The sequence below is a fragment of the Flavonifractor sp. An9 genome (genome assembly GCF_002161245.1).
In the GTDB taxonomy this organism is placed as follows: Bacteria; Bacillota; Clostridia; order Oscillospirales; family Oscillospiraceae; genus Flavonifractor; species Flavonifractor avicola.
In genome coordinates, this window is record NZ_NFHC01000001.1 from 116,025 (window position 1) to 133,609 (window position 17,585).

Genomic DNA, 17,585 nt, shown 5'->3' on the forward strand with positions numbered 1-17,585 from the left:
CCATGAACATTCAGATTTTTGGAAAGAACAAATGCTTTGACACGAAAAAAGCGGAGCGCTGGTTCAAGGAGCGACGCATCAAGTTCCAGGCGGTGGATCTGGGTAAGTACGGTATGAGCGCCGGGGAGCTGAAAAGCGTGGTCAATGCGGTGGGACTGAATAACCTCATTGATCAGAAGCATCCGGACGCCGCCCTGCTCAACTATCTGGCCTATGACGCCGACAAGGTGGACAAGCTGCTGGACAACCCCAAGCTGCTCAAGACCCCCATCGTGCGCAACGGCAAGCAGGCCACCGTGGGTTACTGCCCGGAGGTATGGGAGAGCTGGAGCTGAGTCAGCTCTGGTACAGTCCGGTTACCGCAGAAAGCTGCTGCTGAAGGGCCTCCACCGCCCACTGGGGCCGGAGCAGCTGCACCCCATCCCCCAGGCCGAAGAGCCAGCCTAAAAACTGGGGGCTGACCACAGCAGAGACGGTAACGGTAAAATGATCCTCTCCGTCAGGCACCAGAATGGCATCCAGGCCGAAGCGGTCCAGCACCACGCCCACCAGGCTGGAGCGGCAGCGCAGGGTGACCTGTCCCTCCCGGCCGGAGAACATACCGAAGTGTTTTCCCGCATAGGCTGCCATATCAAAGTGTTCCGGCACCCCGGTGAGGGGCAGGCAGGTGACGGCCAGATCGGCCATTTTGTCCACCCGATAGTGGCGCAGTTCCTTGGAGCGGTGGTCATAGCCGGCCAGATAGTAATTCTCGTTGTCCCAGATCAGACCGGCAGGGGAGACGGTGTATCGGCGGCCATCATGGCGGAACACCTTTTCCTTGCGGACGTTATACTCAAAGTAGAGAAAAGTCACAGTTTTCCGGTTTGCAATGGCGGTATGGAGCTTGTCGATGGTGTAATAGATGCTCTCGTTCATGGTCTTTACCCGACGGTCCACATAGACCTGGCGCTGGAGCTGACGGGCATGGTGGATGCTGGCCTGGGACTCCAGCTTGTGGATCAGCTGGCTGCTCTTCCGCTGGGTGATGAAGCGGGAGGATTGGACCGCGTCCACCAGCAGCTTCAGCTCCGCCAGCTGGAAGGGGCGCTCCCCCAAAAACCAGCCCGGCGAGCGGCCCTTCCGGCACTGCACATCCAGCCCAAACTGGCGCAGGGCTTCCATATCGGAGTAGATGCTCTTCCGTTCGGCCTTGATGTCCCACTCCTCCAGACGGGAGATGATTTCAGGGACGGTAAGGGTGTGCTCCTCGTCGGTGCTCTCCCACAACAGCTTGCACAGACAGAGCAGTTTCAACTTTTGATTGGCGCTTTTCGGCATGGAAGCGACCCCCTTTATTGCCGTGTTACCGGTTAGACTATCACATTTACTGTCCCATAAACCGTACATTCAGCATACCACAAATGGGTGGAGATTGCGAGGGCCTATGATATATGTTGCAGCAGTTCCCCTCTGCCCCCTTCATGCGGGACCGGGTGGGGAGAAAGAGCGGGTAGATGAGATCCTGATGGGTTGGCCGGTCTATGGACCGGAGGAAGCCCAGGGGGATTGGTGGCGGGTCCGTACCCACTACGGCTATTCCGGCTGGGTGCGGCGGGAGCAGCTGGCCCCGGCGGGGGAATGGCCCCTTCAGGGGAAGATGGTGGTGACCGCGCCCTTTGCCGATGTACTGGCCGGGCCGGAAGTGGAGCGGCCGGTGCTGACTACCCTGCCCCGGGGCAGTCTGACCGCTGCCATAGAGGAAGCTGTTCCCGAGGGCTGGCGGCTGATTGAACTGCCAGATGGACGCAAAGGCTATACAAAAGGTAGTTTCCTGGAGGAATATTGCGCTAAACCCTGTGATTTGCCGGAGGAACAGCTCCGGGCCAGGGTGGTGGAGCGGGCCAGGAGCTATCTGGGCACCCAGTACCGCTGGGGCGGAAAGTCCCCCATGGGAATCGACTGTTCGGGGCTTACTTTTATGTCCTGGTTTTTCAGTGGAGTGCTCCTCTACCGGGATGCTCGCATTGTGCCGGGGTACCCGGTCCGGCCCATTCCTCTGGAGGCCTGCCGGCCTGCCGATCTGCTCTATTTTCCGGGGCACATCGCCCTCTATCTGGGGGAGGGAAGGTATATCCACTCCACTGCCCGAGCGGGCAGCGACGGGGTGGTGATCAACAGCCTGGACCCGGCACAGCCTGACTACCGGGCGGATCTGCGGGAAAAGCTGCTGACGGCGGGCACTGTCTTTCCACTGGGAGGGGAGAATCTGACAACTTGATAAAAATTTGCGGCAAACACTTGCCAGATGGGCCATTCTCCTCTATACTGATACTGTTTGTTGACATAATGCGATTGGAGAAAGGGGCGCGCCTCAGTGGCCCAGACACACCGAAAGAAACGTCGCCGCCGGACTTCCCCGGCACGGCGGGCGGCGAAGATTTTTTATGGAATCCTTGTGGTCATCTCAGCTTTGATCGTGACGCTGTTCTGCGTCTACAAGCTGCTGGCCAAGGAGCCGGAAATGGCGGCGGAGCCCACGCCGGAACCTGCTCAGCCGGGGACCAGTGCTGAGCCCACCACAGGCCGGCAGAGGAAACCTTATACCTATACCTTTCTGCTGGTGGCCAAGGACCAGGTGGGCAGCAATGCCGATACTATGATCGTCTGTACCTACGATACGGTGGCGCAGACGGTGGGCATGGTATCCATCCCCAGAGATACCCTGGTGGAGAGCGGCAAGCTGAACGCGGTCTACCAGCAGGGGATCGAGGTTCTGCGGGATACCATTTCCGATATGCTGGGTATCCCCATTGACTTCTATGTGGGAGTCAACATGGATGGATTCAAGGAGCTGGTGGATGAGTTGGGGGGTATTGAGTTCAACGTGCCCGTCCACATGGCCTACGACGATCCCACCCAGGATCTGCACATCCACTATGAGCCGGGCCTCCAGCATCTGGACGGGCAGGACGTGCTTAACGTGGCCCGGTGCCGGAAAAACTCCGATGGTCCTGGCACCTATCCCAACAACATCTACTCCGCCTATCCGGACAACGACATTGGGCGTACCAGGACCCAGCAGCAGCTGATCGGCACCATTCTGAAAAAAGCGCTGTCTAACCCCCAGAAGATTAACCGCTATATCGAGATCTTCCTGGAGTATGTGAACACCAACCTGGAGTTTGGTGAGATGCTATGGTTTGCGGAGCCTGCTCTGGGCTTTGACTTTGAGAACGGCATGACCAGTGCTACCCTCACTGGAGACGGAAATACCTACTATCCCGGCTGGGGCCAATACTGCTATCAGCTCTACCCGGAGGAGACGCTGGAGACCGTCAACCAGCTCATCAATCCCTACGACCAGGATCTGACTCTGGAGGATATGAATATCTTTCAATATCAATAATCAAAAAGGACGTGCCTCAAAGGCACGTCCTTTTGATTTACTCCAGCAGATCAGGACCGGGCAGGTCCATCTGCCGCTTGCGGGCGGCGGAGAAGGCCAGCTTCTCTGCCAGGGCCTTCCGGTCGCCGGTGGCCAGCACCTCCCGGTAGGACTGAAGATTGCCGATGAGCCGGTCCAGTACCTCCAGCAGAGCGGGCTGGTTGAGGGAGAAAAGCTGGGTCCACAGTCCCACATCCAGAGCGGCCACCCGGGTACAGCCACGAAAGGAGGAGCCTTCGTAGCCCTTGCAGTCAAAGAGGGTGGGGTCATCACACACCGCCACGGCGATAATGTGCATCACCTGGCTGGTATAGGCGATGAGGGCATCGTGAGCCTGGGCGGTGGTGCGATGGACGTCCTTGCAGCCCATATAGGCGGCCAGACGTTCCAACAGGGCCAGGTGCTCCGGCTGGCTGGTTTCCCGGGGGATCAGCAGGAAGTGAGAGCCCTGAAACAGCTCGGCAAAGGCGTGTTCCACGCCGGAGAACTCAGTACCAGCCATAGGATGGCAGCCAATGAAGTCCACCGTGTCGGGCAGACAGTTTGCTCCCTCCAGAATGGCCGACTTAACGCCGCATACGTCCCACACCAGTGCGCCGGGCTTGAACTGGTCTTTGTAGGTGTGCAGAAAGTCCAGGATGCCCTGGGGATGAAGGGCCAGAGCCACCACATCGGCCTGGGGGATCACATCGGCGGCGTACTCGGTGACCCGGTCGCCCACGCCGTGTTCGCTGGCGTAGCGCAGGGTGGGCTGAGACACGTCCACGCCTACGATCTCATAGTCCTCAAAGCCCTTCAGGGCCAGAGCCATGGAGCCGCCGATTAAACCGAGACCCACGATAACAAGTGTTTTTTTCATACCGGGACTCTCCTTTTTACAGGGTACGGCCCACGCAGGGGGCCAGGGTACGCAGCTTGTCCATCAGAGCGTCAAACTGGGCGGGGGTGATGGACTGGGCCCCGTCACAGAGGGCATGGGGAGGATCGTTATGGACCTCCACAATGAGGCCGTCGGCCCCGGCAGCCAGGGCCGCCATACTCATCCGCTCCACCATCCAGGCTTTGCCGCAGGCGTGGGAGGGGTCCACCACCACCGGCAGGTGGGACAGCTGCTTCACCGCCAGCACTGCCGACAGATCCAGAGTATTGCGGGTGAAGGTCTCGAAGGTGCGGATGCCCCGCTCACACAGGATGACCTTTTCGTTGCCGCCGGCCATGATGTACTCGGCGGACATGAGCCACTCCTCGATGGTGGAGGAGAGACCGCGCTTGAGCAGAATGGGCTTGGTGGTCTTGCCCAGCTGCTTCAGAAGGTCGAAGTTCTGCATATTCCGGGCACCCACCTGGATCACGTCCACACACATCTCGAACATCTCCACGTTGTCGGTGGACATGATCTCGGTGACGATGGGCAGGCCGGTGACTGCGCGGGCCTCCTGAAGCAGCCGGATGCCGTCATTGCCCATGCCCTGGAAGGAGTAGGGGGAGGTGCGGGGCTTGAAGGCGCCTCCACGCAGGGCGGCGGCTCCGGCGGCCTGGACGGCCTGGGCCACGCCCACGATCTGCTCCTCACTCTCCACCGAGCAGGGACCGGCAATGACGGCCAGCTTCTCGCCGCCCACCAGAGCGCCGCCCACCAGGTCGATGATCGTATCCTCCGGGTGGTACTTCCGGTTGGCCTTCTTATAGGGCTCGGTGACCCGCATCACCCGGTCCACGCCGGGCAGCAGGGACAGCTTCTCCTGGTCAATGCCGTCGGCATTGCCTTCGGCACCCAAAATGGTGGTCTCAGCGCCTTTGGACACCATGACCTTGACGCCGCCCTCCTCCATGGTGAGGATGGCTTTTTCCAGTTCCTCGGGGGTAAAGCCCCGCTTCATAATAACGACCATATGTGTTCTCCTTTCCAAATACAAAAGATCCGCAGCCGCCCAAAGGCAGCTGCGGATCTTTTCCGTCCGTTATCAGAACGAAACCCGGTCAGCCGGTTATGGGCAGGCAGAAACACCGCTGGCAAAATAGCAGCGGTAATAGCCGTATCCATAACCGGTACGCTTCAGCATGACGGGCACGCTCCTTCCTTTGAAAGAGACTTTAGCACTTTTTGGTGCGAAAGTCAAGGGGAAATTTTGCTTGAAATCCTACCAGTATTATGGTATTATATTTGAAAAGTCAGGAGGGATCGTATGAAAATTTCTACCAAGGGACGATATGCCCTGCGGCTGATGCTGGACGTGGCGCTCCATAGCCACGGTACTGCGGTGCCTCTGCGGGATGTGGCCCAGCGGCAGGATATTTCCGACAAATATTTGGAGCAGATTGTGACCCAGCTCTCTCGGGCTGGTCTGGTGCGCTCGGTGCGGGGCGCCGGCGGCGGCTACCTGTTGACCCGGGAGCCGGAGGAATACACGGTAGGCGAGATCCTGCGGGTGCTGGAGGGTAATCTGGCTCCGGTGAGTTGTGCCGATGCCGACGATGTGTGCCGGTGCGGACGGGCAGACAGGTGCGTTACCGTGGAGATTTGGAGGGAGATCCAGGCTGCGGTATCCGGGGTGGTGGATCATGTGACCCTGGCCGATCTGGTCCGCCGGCATCAGGAGAAGTGTCCGGAGAGTTGCGAAAACGCCGACTGAGTTCCTATGTAAAAGGTTCTTTGCGTGACAAATCCGAAGGTCCGGCTTATCCTGTAGACGAGGTGAGCGGATATGCGGGATATTGGAAAGAACATCAGGACGCTGCGGGAGAAAAAGGGCATGACCCAGGAGGAACTGGCGCAAGCTCTATTTGTTACCCGACAGACGGTGTCTAACTACGAGACGGGCAGGAGCGGGCCGGACATTGAGATGCTGGTCAGGATCGCCCAGGCGCTGGAGACTGATGTAAATCAGGTGCTGTACGGCCTGCCTGTGGAGCAGGACAAGCAGCGGGAGGCCAAGCGGCTGGCAGTGGGCTGTCTGACCCTGGCGGCGATTTTTCTGCTGCTGACGCTTCCTGCACCGTGGCTGAATGAGATGCTAAAGCGTGGCAATGTAGGGGCGGTGCTGGTGACCGCCCTTACCAACGGTTTGCTGAGGCCCGCCTTATGGCTGATATTGGGCTGGTGCGCTCTTCAGGGGCTGTGGCTGCTGCGGGTGATCCGGCCGCCGGAAGAGCGGACGTGGATGGCCTGGGCCCGGCGGGGTGTGTTGCTTCTGATGGCGGTATATGTGGTGCTGCTGCTTCCGCCGCTGGTGGTGGGACTGATCCAGGTGATCCAGACCGCATTGGGCGTGCCCTATGATGCGCTGGTAGAAGTTCCTCAGATCCCGGCGTATATATGGCTCATGAATCGCCAGTTGGTATTCCTTGTGCTCCGCCTTCAGATATGCGCCATCCCTGGCGCAGCCCTGTGGCTGCTGGGGGTTCCAAAACGCTGAGGAAAGAAAAAAGGACGCTGCGTGAGCAGCGTCCTTTCTTTTTTATGCGTAGATGCCGGTGGAGAGGTAGCGCTCGCCGGTGTCGGGCAGAACGGCTACGATGGTCTTGCCCTGGAAGTCGGGCCGCTTGGACAGCTCCCGGGCCGCCCAGGCGGCAGCACCGGAGGAGATGCCCACCAGAATACCCTCGGCCCGGGCAAGTTCCTTGGCGGAGGCAATGGCCTCTGCGCCGGGGACGGGGAGGACCTCGTCTATCACCCCCATATCCAGGGTACCAGGGACGAAGCCGGCACCGATGCCCTGGATCTTGTGGGGGCCGGGCTGGCCGCCGGACAGAACGGCGGACTCGGCGGGTTCCACCGCCACGACCTTGATGTTGGGATTCTGCTCCTTCAGGAAACGGCCCGCGCCGGTGATGGTGCCGCCGGAACCTACGCCGGCCACCAACACGTCCACCGTGCCATCGGTATCCCGCCAGATCTCAGGGCCGGTGGTCTCATAATGGGCCTTGGCGTTGGCGGGGTTGTTAAACTGGTCGGGCATCCAGGCGGAGGGGTCGGCCTCCAGCAGCTCCTTGGCCTTGGCAATGGCACCGCTCATGCCCTTAGCACCCTCCGTGAGTACCAGCTCTGCCCCCAGAGCGGACAGCAGGGAGCGGCGCTCCTGGCTCATGGTCTCAGGCATGGTGAGCACCACCTGATAGCCCCGCTGGCGGCCGATATAGGCCAGGGCCACGCCGGTATTGCCGCTGGTGGGCTCCACGATGGTGGCACCCGGCTTCAGCAGGCCGGCTTCCTCAGCGGCCCGGATCATATACAGTCCCGCACGGTCCTTGGCGGAGGACAGGGGATTAAAGCTCTCCAGCTTGCCCAGGATACCGCCGCCGGGGGCAAAGCGCTCCAGACGGAGCAGGGGGGTATTGCCAATCAATTCAGGAATGGAATGGGCGATTTTCATGGTAGATTGCCTCCCATCATTTTTCTCAGGTTGCTATCAGCATACCACATAAATCCCACGAATTCAATAGGAATTTTGGACAATAAGCAAGGCCCGCCATCCGGCGGGCCTTGCTTAGATGCTGGAAAGATTAGAACATGGGGACAACGGCGCCCTCGTAGGTCTCATCCATAAAGGTCTTGACCTCGTCGCTCTTGAGGGCCTCCACCAGAGCCTGGATGGCGGGATCGTTCTCGTGGCCCTCCTTGACGGCCAGCACGTTGACGTAAGCCTGGGCGGCCTCGCCGTCGGCGGACTCAACGGCCAGAGCATCGGAAACCTTCAGGCCGGCGTCGATGGCATAGTTGCCGTTGATGACGGCCATATCCACATCGCCCAGACGGACGGGCAGCTGGCTGGCTTCCAGCTCCACGATGTCCAGATTCTTGGGGTTCTCGGCGATGTCGGCCTTGGTGGCGGTGATGCCGGCACCCTCCTTCAGGGTGATCAGGCCCTCCTGCTGGAGCAGGAGCAGGGCGCGGGCCTCGTTGGTGGTGTCGTTGGGCACGGCGATCTGAGCGCCGTCAGCCAGTTCGTCGATGCTGGCGGTCTTGCCGGCATACAGGCCGAAGGGCTCGTAGTGGATCTCGGCGGCGCTGACCAGGTGGGTGCCGTCACTGACGTTGAACTCGTTCATGTAGGTGATGTGCTGGAAGTAGTTGGCGTCCAGCTCACCGCTCTCCACCGCCAGGTTGGGCTGGATGTAGTCGTTGAACTCCACGATCTCCAGGGTGATGCCCTGCTCAGCCAGGATGCCCTTGGCTATCTCCAGGATCTCAGCGTGGGGGGCGGGAGTGGCGCCGACCTTGATGGTGGTGCCCTCCAGAGAGGCGGTGTTCTCCACAGCGGGGGTCTCGGAGTTGCCGGAGGGGGTCTCGGAATTACCGGCGGGGGTGTTGGCGGAGCCGGAGTTGCCGCCGCCGCAGCCGGCCAGCAGGCCGAAAGACAGAGCGCCGGTCAGGAGCAGAGAGACAAGCTTCTTCATGGTACATTTCTCCTTTTCATGTTCACAGGTGTTACCCAAATCAGAGTACAAAAAAACGCCCTTGAAGAATGTTCAAGGACGAGAGCTTTCCGCTTCGTGGTACCACCTTGTTTCACCTCTGCCTCACGACAGGGGCCTTATGGAGTACAGTCATACTCCTGCGCGCTGACGGGCGCTCCCGTCGCAGCCTATACCAAACGGTAGTCGGTGCGCCGCTCCAAGACCATCTTCACCAAAACCTTCCGTACCCGTTCCCACCATACCGGGCTCTCTGTGCCGTATCTTTCTGGTTACTCTTCTCTTCATTGCGTTTGAGGGGCGTTATTCAGTTCCCTTTGGGTTGCATTTAGTATATGCCTCCCTCACTCATTCGTCAAGTAGACAGTTTCGACAAAAGAACGGGGTGCGCATACCAAAAAGTTTGCGCACCCCGTCCAAACAGATGATTATTGGATTCCGGACTTTTCCGCCCGGTTGGTCTTGAGCTTCTTCTTCCGGTCTGTGCTGCGGATACGCTTATCCAGCCGGACAGAGGCCCGGGTACCGATGGACTGGAAGATCTGCACCAGAATGACCAGCACCACCACAGACACCCACAGGATGATATTCATCCGGCGCTGGTAGCCCAGATTCAGGGCCATGGAGCCCAGACCGCCGCCGCCGATGGCGCCCGCCATGGCGCCGTAGCTGAGGATGGTGATGAAGGCGGTGGTGAAGCCGGAGATCAGGGAGGGACGGCTCTCAGGCAGGATCACCTTGGTGATGATCTGGAAGGGAGAGCAGCCCATGGACTGGGCGGCCTCCACCACGCCGCTGTCCACCTCACGGAGAGAGGCCTCCACCAGTCGGGCCACAAAGGGGAAGGCAGCCACGATTAGAGGCACAATGGTGGCCACCGTGCCGATAGAGGTGCCCAGGATCAGCCGGGACAGGGGAATAACCACCACCATCAGGATGAGGAAGGGCACCGAACGCAGAATGTTGATCACAAAATTCAGCACCGCCATCACCGGACGGGGCAGGGGCAGCACGCCATTGGGCTCACCCACCACGGCGATGACACCCAGGGGCAGACCGATGACATAGGCAAAGAAGGTGGAGATCACCGTTACATACAGAGTCTCCCAAATGGCAAAGAGCAGGCCGTTTTTGCTCAGCTCCAGCAGACGGAGGACCTCTTCATTTTGCAGCAGATCAGCCATGGTAATCAGGCACCTCCTCCACAGTCACGTCCTTCTGGGCGCGCAGATAGTTCATGGCCTTAGCGGCCTCGGTTTTGTCCTCAGGCAGGCCAAGCAGCATGGAGCCGAAGGCCTTGCCGTTCACGTTGCGGGTATCGGCACCCAGAATGTTGACCTTGACCCCACAGTCGATGGCCAGAGAGGCGATGAGAGGCTCATAGGAGGAGCCGCCGTTGAACACCACCCGCACCACGCTGGCCACGGGGAACTGGTCGATATGGGCGCCCTCGGGGAACACCAGCTTGCGGCCGGCCTCGGTCTTGGGGTTGGAGAAGACCTCCTCCACGGTGCCGGTCTCCACCATATGGCCGTGGTCCAGAATGGCCACATGGGTGCAGATCTCCTCCACCACCGCCATTTCGTGGGTGATGACCACCACAGTGATGCCAAGGCGCTTATTGATATCCTGGATCAGCTTCAGGATGGAGCGGGTGGTGGTGGGGTCCAGAGCGGAGGTGGCCTCATCGCACAGCAGCATCTTGGGGTTGGAAGCCAGAGCGCGGGCAATGGCAATGCGCTGCTTCTGGCCGCCGGACAGCTGAGCGGGGTAGGCATTGGCCTTGTCAGGCAGGCCCACGATATCCAGGTACTCCAGGGCTCGCTTTTTGGCCTCCGCCGCCGGAACACCGGCGATCTCCATGGGGAAGCAGATGTTCTTCAGGCAGGTCCGCTGCATCAGCAGGTTAAACTGCTGGAAGATCATGCTGATGGACCGGCGGGTCTGGCGCAGACGGGCAGGGGAGAGTTCCATCAGGTTCTCTCCGTCGATGAGGACCTCTCCCTGGGTGGGTCGCTCCAGCAGGTTGATGCAGCGCACCAGGGTGGATTTACCCGCGCCGCTCATGCCGACGATACCAAAGATATCCCCGTCCCCAATGGTCAGGTTGATATCCGACAGGGCCTCAAAGTCCCCGTCCGCCGTGGGAAAGACCTTGGATAAGTGTTTCAGTTCGATCACAGGTCTGTTCTCCTTCGTCTGATTTGTATGTAATACCTCCGGTTTTGACAAAACACCGGGATGTTTGCATCGGGAATATTCTATGACAACCGGGACGGGCTGTCAAGGTGTTTCGGGAGGGAAGAGACGGGCCGATGTGGGCATCGGCCCCTGCAGAGGTACTGGAGGATGGTCAGAGCAAAAAGAAACAGCCGGGCCATTGGCCCGGCTGTTCAATGACGCTATTAGTCGGTCACGAAGGGCAGCAGCGCGATCTGACGAGCACGCTTGATGGCCTCAGTGAGCTGACGCTGATGCATGGCGCAGGTGCCGGTGGTGCGGCGGGGCAGGATCTTGCTCCGCTCGGACAGGAACCGACGCAGCTTCACGGCGTCCTTATAGTCGATGTGCTCCACCTTGTCCACACAGAAGGTGCAGACCTTGCGGCGCTTGCGGCCGCGGGGGCGCTCTCTATCCATAGCCATAACTGGAAAACCTCCCTTGTTCCGGGCCTATAGTCCGGCTTGTTTAATGATGCGGCATCCGCCGCTGTGTTCGGTTTAGAAGGGCAATTCGCCGTCATCCTCAGTGAGTTCGGCAAACTGGTCGCCGCCGGCAGGGGCGGAATAGCCGCCGCCAACAGGGGCCGCGGGGGGCGCATAGCCGCCGGGCGTGCCGTAGCCGCCGGAGGGTGCGCTGTATCCGCCGCCCTCGGCGTCCCGCTTGGAGTCGCCAAAATACACGTTGTCGGCCACCACCTCGGCAGTGCGGCGCTTGTTGCCGTCCCGGTCGGTCCAGTCACGCAGCTGGAGCCGGCCCTCTACCACGGCCATACGGCCCTTGGTGAGAAAACGGGAGACAAATTCCGCCGTCTGACGCCAAGCCACGATATCAATGAAATCGGTGGCCTTTTCGCCGGTGGTCTTGTCCTTAAAGTCCCGGTCCACAGCCAGAGAGAAGGAGGCCACAGCCGTCCCGGTCTGAGTGTGCCGGAGTTCAGGGTCACGGGTCAGACGACCCATGAGAATAATACGGTTCAGCATGAAGCCTCTCCTCTCTTACTCGTCCTTGCAGACGATCAGGGAGCGCATCACGCCGTCAGTGATCCGCAGGATACGATCCAGCTCGCGGGGGAACTCGGGCTTGGACTCGAAAGTCATCAGCACGTAGTAGCCCTCAGTCAGGTCATTGATGGGATAGGCCAGGTGGCGCTTGCCCCACTCGTCGACCTCAGCCAGGGTGCCGTTCTGCTCCACCAGAGTCTTGAACTTCTCCACCATGGCAGCAGTGGCCTCCTCACCCAGGTTGGGATTGAGGATGTAGACCACCTCGTAGTTACCGCTGAGTTTTGCCATTTTCTTTGCACCTCCTTATGGACATATGGCCCCCGCTCTTTGCGGGAGCAAGGATGGCTTGTCACAAACAAGCCCTATTATTATATAAGATATTTGGAAAAAGTCAAGATTTTTTCGCGGGAAAATAAAAAATAAAAAACTTTCAGATTCTGTGCAATATTTGGGCGGGCTGCACCATTGTATAGGCAGAAGGGCCGGTGAGGCCCATGAAGTAAATCATAAATTTCATTGTAAAGGAGTTTTTCAGATGAAAAGAGGTTTTGGAAAAGGTTTTGTGTCCGGTATGTTGGTTGTGTCTCTGGCAGTGGGATTGGGAGTTACCGCCATGGCGGCTACCAGAACCATCAAGGTTGAGGACGATATTCAGGTGACCCTGAACGGCGCACGGTTCCAGCCCAAGGACGCCGATGGAAATGAGGTACCCCTCTTCTCCTATAACGGTACTACCTACGCCCCCGTTCGGGCCATCTGCGAGGCCGCCGGTCTGAAGGTGGATTACGATTCCGCCACCTATACTGCTGTGCTTACCACACAGGACCAGTATATTGCATCCACTCCCGGCGCCTCCAACTATATTACCGTGGGACAGGCCAAGAATGCGGCCCTCAATCATGCGGGCGTGAAGGCCAGCGACGCCATCTTCGTGAAGGCCGGTCTGGATTGGGATGACGGTCGGGTACACTATGAGGTGGAGTTCTACGCCGGCAACACGGAGTACGACTACGATATCGACGCCACCAGCGGCGCGGTGCTCTCCTATGACCGGGAGTGGGATGACTTTTCCCTGAAGGGCAGCGGCAGCAGCACCGCCACCCAGGACGACCTCATCACTGAGGCCAAGGCCAAGGAGATCGCCCTGGCCAAGGCTCCTGCCGGCACCACCGTGGTCAAGTGCGAACTGGACCGGGACGACGGCCGGTATGTGTACGAAGTGGAGATGCGCAACGGCAACATGGAGTACGACTGCGACATCAACGCGGTTACCGGTGTAATCATCGACTGGGATGCCGACCGGGACGACTGATCCGGTAACACAGACAAGTAAATAAACCAAAATTTGGGGCTGCTCCGGGATGACCGGAGCGGTTCCAAATTTTTTTTTGACTTTTTTTCTCCTTCGGTGTACGCAAACATCCAACTTTTGGCCCTGGGACGCCAAGGGTGAGGAGTGAGTGCGGTGGACAGTGAGAGGGGCAGGCTGTTGGAACTGATGGAGAAACTGGCCAAGTGCAAGGCCAACGATGCGGTCAAGCTGGCCTTTTTGGAAGAAGGAGAAGTGGAGGAAATCGACAGCCTGGATTTGACGGCGCTCACTGGATTCAAACGCACCGACAAAGGAGCTGTGGAAATTCAGTTGGTGGATCGGCTGACGGTACTCAAACTGCTGGTGGAGCTTTCTGACGGACAGGAGGACAAGCAGGCGGAGTTCTTTCAGGCATGGGAACGGAAGGCTGAGGAGGATAGATGAAATTTCGGACGTTTTCCCCCAAGCAGAAGCAGGTGCTCACCTGGTGGTGCGACCCGGAAGTGCGGGACAGGGAAGCATTGATTTGCGACGGGGCGGTACGCAGCGGCAAGACCATGTGTATGGGTCTGTCCTTCTTCTGTTGGGCCATGCGGACCTTCCATGGTCAGGCCTTCGGCCTGTGCGGCAAGACGGTCACCGGTCTGCGGCGCAATCTGCTGGGTGGGCTGCTACCGGTACTCAGGGAGCTGGGCTTTCAGTGGGAGGAGAAGGTGTCCAAAAATCTGATTACCGTCCGCTTCGGCGGGCGGGAGAATACCTTCTACCTCTTCGGTGGAAAGGACGAGGGAAGTGCCGCCCTCATCCAGGGCATCACCCTGGCGGGGGTGCTGCTGGACGAGGTGGCCCTGATGCCCCGGTCCTTTGTGGAGCAGGCCTGCGCCCGGTGCTCGGTAGAGGGGAGCCGGATGTGGTTTTCCTGCAACCCGGAGGGGCCGGAGCACTGGTTCTACAAGGAGTGGATCCAGAAGAAGGAGGAACACAATGCCCTCTACCTCCACTTTACCATGCAGGACAACCCAGCCCTCTCCCCCAGAGTCATCCGGCGGTATACCCGCAACTTCAGCGGGACCTTCTACCGGCGGTTCGTGCTGGGAGAGTGGGCGGCGGCAGAGGGGCGGGTATACGACTTTTTTGATGAGAGCTATGTGAAGCCTGTGCCCCAGGGGGAGATGGAACAGTGGTGCATCTCCTGCGACTACGGGACGGTGAATCCCTCTTCCTTCGGCCTGTGGGGTCTGCGGGATGGCGTGTGGTACCGGGTCAAGGAGTTTTACTACGACTCCCGGCGGGAGGGCAGGCAGAAAACCGACGGAGAGTACGCCCGGGATCTGGAGCAGCTGGCAGGAGGGCGGACCATCCGGCGGGTGGTGATCGACCCCTCCGCCGCCAGTTTTATCGAGCTGCTGCGGCGGCAGGGCTGGCGGGTAGAAAAGGCCAATAACGACGTGCTGGCCGGTATCCGCGTGACCGCCGATCTGTTACGGCAGGGCAAGTTGGTGATCTGCACGCCCTGCGCCGACGCCATCCGGGAATTTTCCCTCTATTGCTGGGATGAGAAGGCTGTGGGGGACCGGGTACAAAAGGTTCACGACCACGCCATGGACGACATCCGGTATTTCGCCGCCTCGGTGGCGGCGGGAGGCGAGGGCGGATTTTTCGGAGGGCTGTGCGTGGAGCGGGAGCGGTTTTGAGAAAAAGGAGTGTGGTTATGGGACTGTTCCATAAGAAAAGTGGGCCGGAGGGCGGCGGACTGGCGGTCCAGATCCGGGAGGGCGGCAGGCATCCCTTTGGCGTATTGGACGGCTATGTGCCCCTGCAGCAGGGAGAGATTGCCCTCTACCGCAGTATTCGGGAGGCGGTGCCCATTGTGGATGCCGCCATCTGGAAACTGATCCGGCTGGCAGGCGGGGTGATTGTGCAGTGCGGAGACAAACGGGCCCAGGAGGAGCTGGATTGGTTTCTCCAGCACGTGAACACAGGCCGGGGCCAGCGGGGCATCCAGTCCTTCCTGGACTGCTATCTGGACTCCATGCTCACCTGCGGCCGGGCGGTAGGGGAGATCGTGCCCGACCGCAGGCGGAGAGACATTGCCGCTCTGCTCTGCGGCAATGTGGCGGACATTGAAATCAAGGAGGGGGCCACCCCCATGGAGTTTGCCATCTGGGGCCGGGGGACCGACGGTACCATGCGGGAACTACCCCGGCAGGAGCTGCTCCTCTTCACCCCCTTTCAGCCTGAGACGGACAGCCCCTATGGGGTGAGTCTGCTGCGGTCCATGCCCTTCCTGACTGAAATTTTGCTCAAAATTTATCAGGCCATGGGCATGAACTGGGAGCGGATGGGCAATGTCCGTTTTGCGGTGGTATACAAACCGGGGGACAATCCCCTGGATCAGAGCATGGTGCAGGAGCGCAGCCGCCAGATCGCCCGGGAGTGGTCCGCTGCCATGCAGGCGGGTAAGCACGGCAGCGTCCGGGATTTTGTGGCGGTGGGAGATGTGGACATCAAGGTCATCGGCGCCGACAACCAGGTGTTGGACAGCGAGGTGCCGGTGCGGCAGATCCTGGAACAGCTGGTGTCCCGCACCGGCATCCCTCCCTTCCTCCTGGGATTGTCCTGGTCCTCCACCGAGCGGATGAGTACCCAGCAGGCCGATATGATGACCAGTGAGATCACCGCCATCCGCCGGGGACTGGAGCCGGTGGTGGAGCGGATCTGTGAATTATGGCTCACCCTCCACGGCTATCGGCCTCAGGTAAGCGTGGAGTGGGAGGATGTGAACCTCCAGGATCTGGTGGAGGAGGCTCGGGCAGAGCTTTACCGCCAGCAGGCCAGGACCGTGGAGATGGACAACGAGGCCAGAGAGAAGGGAGAGACGGTATGAACATCAACAAGCAGGCGGGGGTGGATCAGGGTACCGCCCTGGATCAGACTGAACTGGGGCTCATCAACGCCATGAGCCGCAAAAAGCTGACAGAGGAGGAGGTATACACCTTCGCCGTGCGGCTGTGCGACAATGAGGTGGATCGGGACGGGGAGCGGTTCCCGGCGGAGACTCTGGAGGAGCTGGCCCCCCTCTTTGTGGGTAAGAGCGGTATTTTCGACCACCAGTGGAGCGCCGCCGGACAGACCGCCCGCATCTACCGCACCGAACTGGTGCGGGATGAGAGCGTCCTCACGGCGGCGGGGGACGCTCTGTGTTACCTGAAGGGCTACGCCTATATGCTGCGGACCGAGAGCAACAAGGACCTGATTGCTGAGATCGAGGGCGGCATCAAGAAGGAAGTGAGCGTGGGCTGCGCGGTGGAGGAGGCCAGATGCTCCATCTGCGGGGAGAACATTCATGACAGAAGCCGGTGCGCCCATGAGAAGGGCAGGGAGTACGGCGGCAAGCTGTGCTGGGCCGATCTGGTCCACGCCACCGACGCCTACGAGTGGTCCTTTGTGGCGGTGCCGGCCCAGAAAAACGCGGGGGTGATGAAGAGCATGAGACAGGATATGGAACAGCTGGAGCGGGAGGCCGCCCTGGGGCGCAAGTACCTCCAGCAGCTCAAGGATGAGGTGGTGCGCCTGGGCGGCGTGGCCGGGCTGGCCCTGGAGCAGGAGACGCTGAAGGGCATTGTCCGGAAGCTGGAGGAGCCGGAACTGGACGCGCTGAAGAAGGCCTTTGAGGTCCAGGTGGACAAGGCCTGGGGCGTGGAGACCCAGCTGCCCGCCTGGGAGCGGCAGATCCCGGCGGAGGGACGGGACGGGGCATTTTTGATCTGAAACCGACGATAACGGATTGCCGCGCCAGTGTGCGCACTGGCGCGCAATGACGGGGATTGGCCCCGACAAAAAGAAAGGAGTAGAAACATGAGCAGCAAGATTTCCTTTGAAGGTATCGGCGAAGTGGTGGCTACCTTTGCCTGCGGCGAGGGTGTGGCCGCCGGTCAGGTGGTCAAGGTAACGGAGGACGGCACGGTGGGTGCCTGCTCCGCAAGCGAGAAGTTCTGCGGCGTGGCCCTGTCTGCCGAGGACGGATATGCTGCCATCCAGCTGGGCGGACTGGTAAAGGTGCCTGCCAGCGGCGGCAGCATTACCGCCGGCTGGTGCAAGCTGTCCGCGGACGGTTCCGGCGGCGTGAAGCTGGACACCTCTACCGGGACCGAGTATCTGGTGGTGCGGGTGGAGACTGACGCGGCCGTGATCTGTCTGTAAG

The 17,585-nt window shown here is 60.1% G+C and carries 21 protein-coding genes and 1 other annotated feature; of the genes, 11 read left to right on the top strand and 10 right to left on the bottom strand.

Annotation, left to right across the window (positions count from 1 at the left end; genetic code table 11):
• The first annotated feature begins 2 nt into the window (after positions 1 to 2).
• Positions 3 to 335 (top strand): arsenate reductase family protein, encoded by a 333-nt coding sequence (locus tag B5G40_RS00565; protein WP_087398425.1) that lies wholly within the window; start codon positions 3 to 5, stop codon positions 333 to 335.
• A gap of 1 nt (position 336) precedes the next feature.
• Here the strand turns inward: B5G40_RS00565 and B5G40_RS00570 are convergent, their stop codons facing one another.
• A complete protein-coding gene (locus tag B5G40_RS00570; protein ID WP_087398426.1) occupies positions 337 to 1,320 on the bottom strand; it encodes a helix-turn-helix transcriptional regulator in 984 nt (327 codons plus the stop codon).
• A 106-nt stretch (positions 1,321 to 1,426) separates the two neighbouring features.
• Between B5G40_RS00570 and B5G40_RS00575 the strand changes: the two genes are divergently transcribed.
• Both B5G40_RS00575 and B5G40_RS00580 read left to right on the top strand, forming a co-directional pair.
• Positions 1,427 to 2,260: a C40 family peptidase gene (locus B5G40_RS00575; RefSeq protein ID WP_087398427.1), complete on the top strand. Its 834-nt coding sequence runs from the start codon at positions 1,427 to 1,429 to the stop codon at positions 2,258 to 2,260.
• Between the two features lie 177 nt (positions 2,261 to 2,437).
• Entirely contained in the window at positions 2,438 to 3,388 is a 951-nt protein-coding gene (locus B5G40_RS00580; RefSeq protein ID WP_087329357.1) for an LCP family protein, read from the top strand.
• A 37-nt stretch (positions 3,389 to 3,425) separates the two neighbouring features.
• Here B5G40_RS00580 and B5G40_RS00585 read toward each other — a convergent pair whose 3' ends face one another.
• Together B5G40_RS00585 and aroF are read right to left on the bottom strand one after the other, a co-directional pair.
• Positions 3,426 to 4,286 (bottom strand): prephenate dehydrogenase, encoded by an 861-nt coding sequence (locus B5G40_RS00585; protein ID WP_087269328.1) that lies wholly within the window; start codon positions 4,284 to 4,286, stop codon positions 3,426 to 3,428.
• Positions 4,287 to 4,302: 16 nt separating this feature from the next.
• Entirely contained in the window at positions 4,303 to 5,319 is a 1,017-nt protein-coding gene (gene aroF, locus B5G40_RS00590) for a 3-deoxy-7-phosphoheptulonate synthase (protein WP_087398428.1), read from the bottom strand.
• Positions 5,320 to 5,613: 294 nt separating this feature from the next.
• Between aroF and B5G40_RS00595 the strand changes: the two genes are divergently transcribed.
• Entirely contained in the window at positions 5,614 to 6,060 is a 447-nt protein-coding gene (locus B5G40_RS00595) for an RrF2 family transcriptional regulator (protein ID WP_087189295.1), read from the top strand.
• 72 nt (positions 6,061 to 6,132) lie between these two features.
• Entirely contained in the window at positions 6,133 to 6,843 is a 711-nt protein-coding gene (locus B5G40_RS00600) for a helix-turn-helix domain-containing protein (RefSeq protein ID WP_087398429.1), read from the top strand.
• A gap of 42 nt (positions 6,844 to 6,885) precedes the next feature.
• Here the strand turns inward: B5G40_RS00600 and cysK are convergent, their stop codons facing one another.
• The 7 genes from cysK to rpsF form a co-directional block, all read right to left on the bottom strand.
• Complete coding sequence (cysK, locus tag B5G40_RS00605) at positions 6,886 to 7,800, bottom strand: cysteine synthase A (protein WP_087398430.1); 915 nt, start codon at positions 7,798 to 7,800, stop codon at positions 6,886 to 6,888.
• A gap of 130 nt (positions 7,801 to 7,930) precedes the next feature.
• Positions 7,931 to 8,824 (bottom strand): MetQ/NlpA family ABC transporter substrate-binding protein, encoded by an 894-nt coding sequence (locus B5G40_RS00610; protein ID WP_087269342.1) that lies wholly within the window; start codon positions 8,822 to 8,824, stop codon positions 7,931 to 7,933.
• Positions 8,825 to 8,895: 71 nt separating this feature from the next.
• Positions 8,896 to 9,139, bottom strand: a binding site (T-box leader).
• A gap of 131 nt (positions 9,140 to 9,270) precedes the next feature.
• The gene (locus B5G40_RS00615) at positions 9,271 to 10,026 is read right to left on the bottom strand and encodes a methionine ABC transporter permease (RefSeq protein ID WP_087269345.1); all 756 of its coding nucleotides are present in this window, start codon (positions 10,024 to 10,026) and stop codon (positions 9,271 to 9,273) included.
• On the bottom strand, positions 10,019 to 11,023 hold the full coding sequence (locus B5G40_RS00620; RefSeq protein WP_087189290.1) for a methionine ABC transporter ATP-binding protein: 1,005 nt from the start codon (positions 11,021 to 11,023) through the stop codon (positions 10,019 to 10,021). The genes B5G40_RS00615 and B5G40_RS00620 overlap by 8 nt, the downstream gene beginning before the upstream one ends.
• Before the next feature lie 224 nt (positions 11,024 to 11,247).
• Positions 11,248 to 11,487 (bottom strand): 30S ribosomal protein S18, encoded by a 240-nt coding sequence (gene rpsR / locus B5G40_RS00625; RefSeq protein ID WP_007490771.1) that lies wholly within the window; start codon positions 11,485 to 11,487, stop codon positions 11,248 to 11,250.
• A gap of 75 nt (positions 11,488 to 11,562) precedes the next feature.
• Entirely contained in the window at positions 11,563 to 12,045 is a 483-nt protein-coding gene (gene ssb / locus B5G40_RS00630; protein ID WP_087269348.1) for a single-stranded DNA-binding protein, read from the bottom strand.
• A 15-nt stretch (positions 12,046 to 12,060) separates the two neighbouring features.
• A complete protein-coding gene (gene rpsF, locus B5G40_RS00635; protein ID WP_087189288.1) occupies positions 12,061 to 12,357 on the bottom strand; it encodes a 30S ribosomal protein S6 in 297 nt (98 codons plus the stop codon).
• Positions 12,358 to 12,604: 247 nt separating this feature from the next.
• Here rpsF and B5G40_RS00640 point away from each other — a divergent pair, with 247 nt between their 5' ends.
• From B5G40_RS00640 to B5G40_RS00665, 6 genes are all read left to right on the top strand, one after another.
• On the top strand, positions 12,605 to 13,381 hold the full coding sequence (locus tag B5G40_RS00640; protein ID WP_087398431.1) for a PepSY domain-containing protein: 777 nt from the start codon (positions 12,605 to 12,607) through the stop codon (positions 13,379 to 13,381).
• 153 nt (positions 13,382 to 13,534) lie between these two features.
• Complete coding sequence (locus B5G40_RS00645) at positions 13,535 to 13,825, top strand: XRE family transcriptional regulator (RefSeq protein WP_087398432.1); 291 nt, start codon at positions 13,535 to 13,537, stop codon at positions 13,823 to 13,825.
• Positions 13,822 to 15,075 carry a PBSX family phage terminase large subunit gene (locus B5G40_RS00650; protein WP_087398433.1) on the top strand — a complete coding sequence of 418 codons (1,254 nt, stop codon included), beginning with the start codon at positions 13,822 to 13,824 and terminating at the stop codon, positions 15,073 to 15,075. Before B5G40_RS00645 ends, B5G40_RS00650 begins: the two co-directional genes overlap by 4 nt.
• Before the next feature lie 17 nt (positions 15,076 to 15,092).
• The gene (locus B5G40_RS00655) at positions 15,093 to 16,268 is read left to right on the top strand and encodes a phage portal protein (protein WP_087398434.1); all 1,176 of its coding nucleotides are present in this window, start codon (positions 15,093 to 15,095) and stop codon (positions 16,266 to 16,268) included.
• The gene (locus B5G40_RS00660) at positions 16,265 to 17,152 is read left to right on the top strand and encodes a hypothetical protein (RefSeq protein ID WP_087398435.1); all 888 of its coding nucleotides are present in this window, start codon (positions 16,265 to 16,267) and stop codon (positions 17,150 to 17,152) included. The genes B5G40_RS00655 and B5G40_RS00660 overlap by 4 nt, the downstream gene beginning before the upstream one ends.
• 87 nt (positions 17,153 to 17,239) lie before the next feature.
• On the top strand, positions 17,240 to 17,584 hold the full coding sequence (locus B5G40_RS00665) for a hypothetical protein (protein WP_087269363.1): 345 nt from the start codon (positions 17,240 to 17,242) through the stop codon (positions 17,582 to 17,584).
• Position 17,585 lies beyond the last annotated feature (1 nt).

What these genes read in the sequence shown, in the direction of transcription:
- aroF (WP_087398428.1), bottom strand. Translation starts at nt 5,319, where the DNA reads ATGGTCGTTATTATGAAGCGGGGCTTTACCCCCGAGGAACTGGAAAAA.
- B5G40_RS00595 (WP_087189295.1), top strand. Translation starts at nt 5,614, where the DNA reads ATGAAAATTTCTACCAAGGGACGATATGCCCTGCGGCTGATGCTGGAC.
- B5G40_RS00585 (WP_087269328.1), bottom strand. Translation starts at nt 4,286, where the DNA reads ATGAAAAAAACACTTGTTATCGTGGGTCTCGGTTTAATCGGCGGCTCC.
- B5G40_RS00660 (WP_087398435.1), top strand. Translation starts at nt 16,265, where the DNA reads ATGAACATCAACAAGCAGGCGGGGGTGGATCAGGGTACCGCCCTGGAT.
- B5G40_RS00600 (WP_087398429.1), top strand. Translation starts at nt 6,133, where the DNA reads ATGCGGGATATTGGAAAGAACATCAGGACGCTGCGGGAGAAAAAGGGC.
- B5G40_RS00575 (WP_087398427.1), top strand. Translation starts at nt 1,427, where the DNA reads ATGATATATGTTGCAGCAGTTCCCCTCTGCCCCCTTCATGCGGGACCG.
- B5G40_RS00650 (WP_087398433.1), top strand. Translation starts at nt 13,822, where the DNA reads ATGAAATTTCGGACGTTTTCCCCCAAGCAGAAGCAGGTGCTCACCTGG.
- B5G40_RS00570 (WP_087398426.1), bottom strand. Translation starts at nt 1,320, where the DNA reads ATGCCGAAAAGCGCCAATCAAAAGTTGAAACTGCTCTGTCTGTGCAAG.
- rpsF (WP_087189288.1), bottom strand. Translation starts at nt 12,357, where the DNA reads ATGGCAAAACTCAGCGGTAACTACGAGGTGGTCTACATCCTCAATCCC.
- B5G40_RS00640 (WP_087398431.1), top strand. Translation starts at nt 12,605, where the DNA reads ATGAAAAGAGGTTTTGGAAAAGGTTTTGTGTCCGGTATGTTGGTTGTG.
- ssb (WP_087269348.1), bottom strand. Translation starts at nt 12,045, where the DNA reads ATGCTGAACCGTATTATTCTCATGGGTCGTCTGACCCGTGACCCTGAA.
- rpsR (WP_007490771.1), bottom strand. Translation starts at nt 11,487, where the DNA reads ATGGCTATGGATAGAGAGCGCCCCCGCGGCCGCAAGCGCCGCAAGGTC.
- B5G40_RS00655 (WP_087398434.1), top strand. Translation starts at nt 15,093, where the DNA reads ATGGGACTGTTCCATAAGAAAAGTGGGCCGGAGGGCGGCGGACTGGCG.
- B5G40_RS00665 (WP_087269363.1), top strand. Translation starts at nt 17,240, where the DNA reads ATGAGCAGCAAGATTTCCTTTGAAGGTATCGGCGAAGTGGTGGCTACC.
- B5G40_RS00615 (WP_087269345.1), bottom strand. Translation starts at nt 10,026, where the DNA reads ATGGCTGATCTGCTGCAAAATGAAGAGGTCCTCCGTCTGCTGGAGCTG.
- B5G40_RS00565 (WP_087398425.1), top strand. Translation starts at nt 3, where the DNA reads ATGAACATTCAGATTTTTGGAAAGAACAAATGCTTTGACACGAAAAAA.
- cysK (WP_087398430.1), bottom strand. Translation starts at nt 7,800, where the DNA reads ATGAAAATCGCCCATTCCATTCCTGAATTGATTGGCAATACCCCCCTG.
- B5G40_RS00610 (WP_087269342.1), bottom strand. Translation starts at nt 8,824, where the DNA reads ATGAAGAAGCTTGTCTCTCTGCTCCTGACCGGCGCTCTGTCTTTCGGC.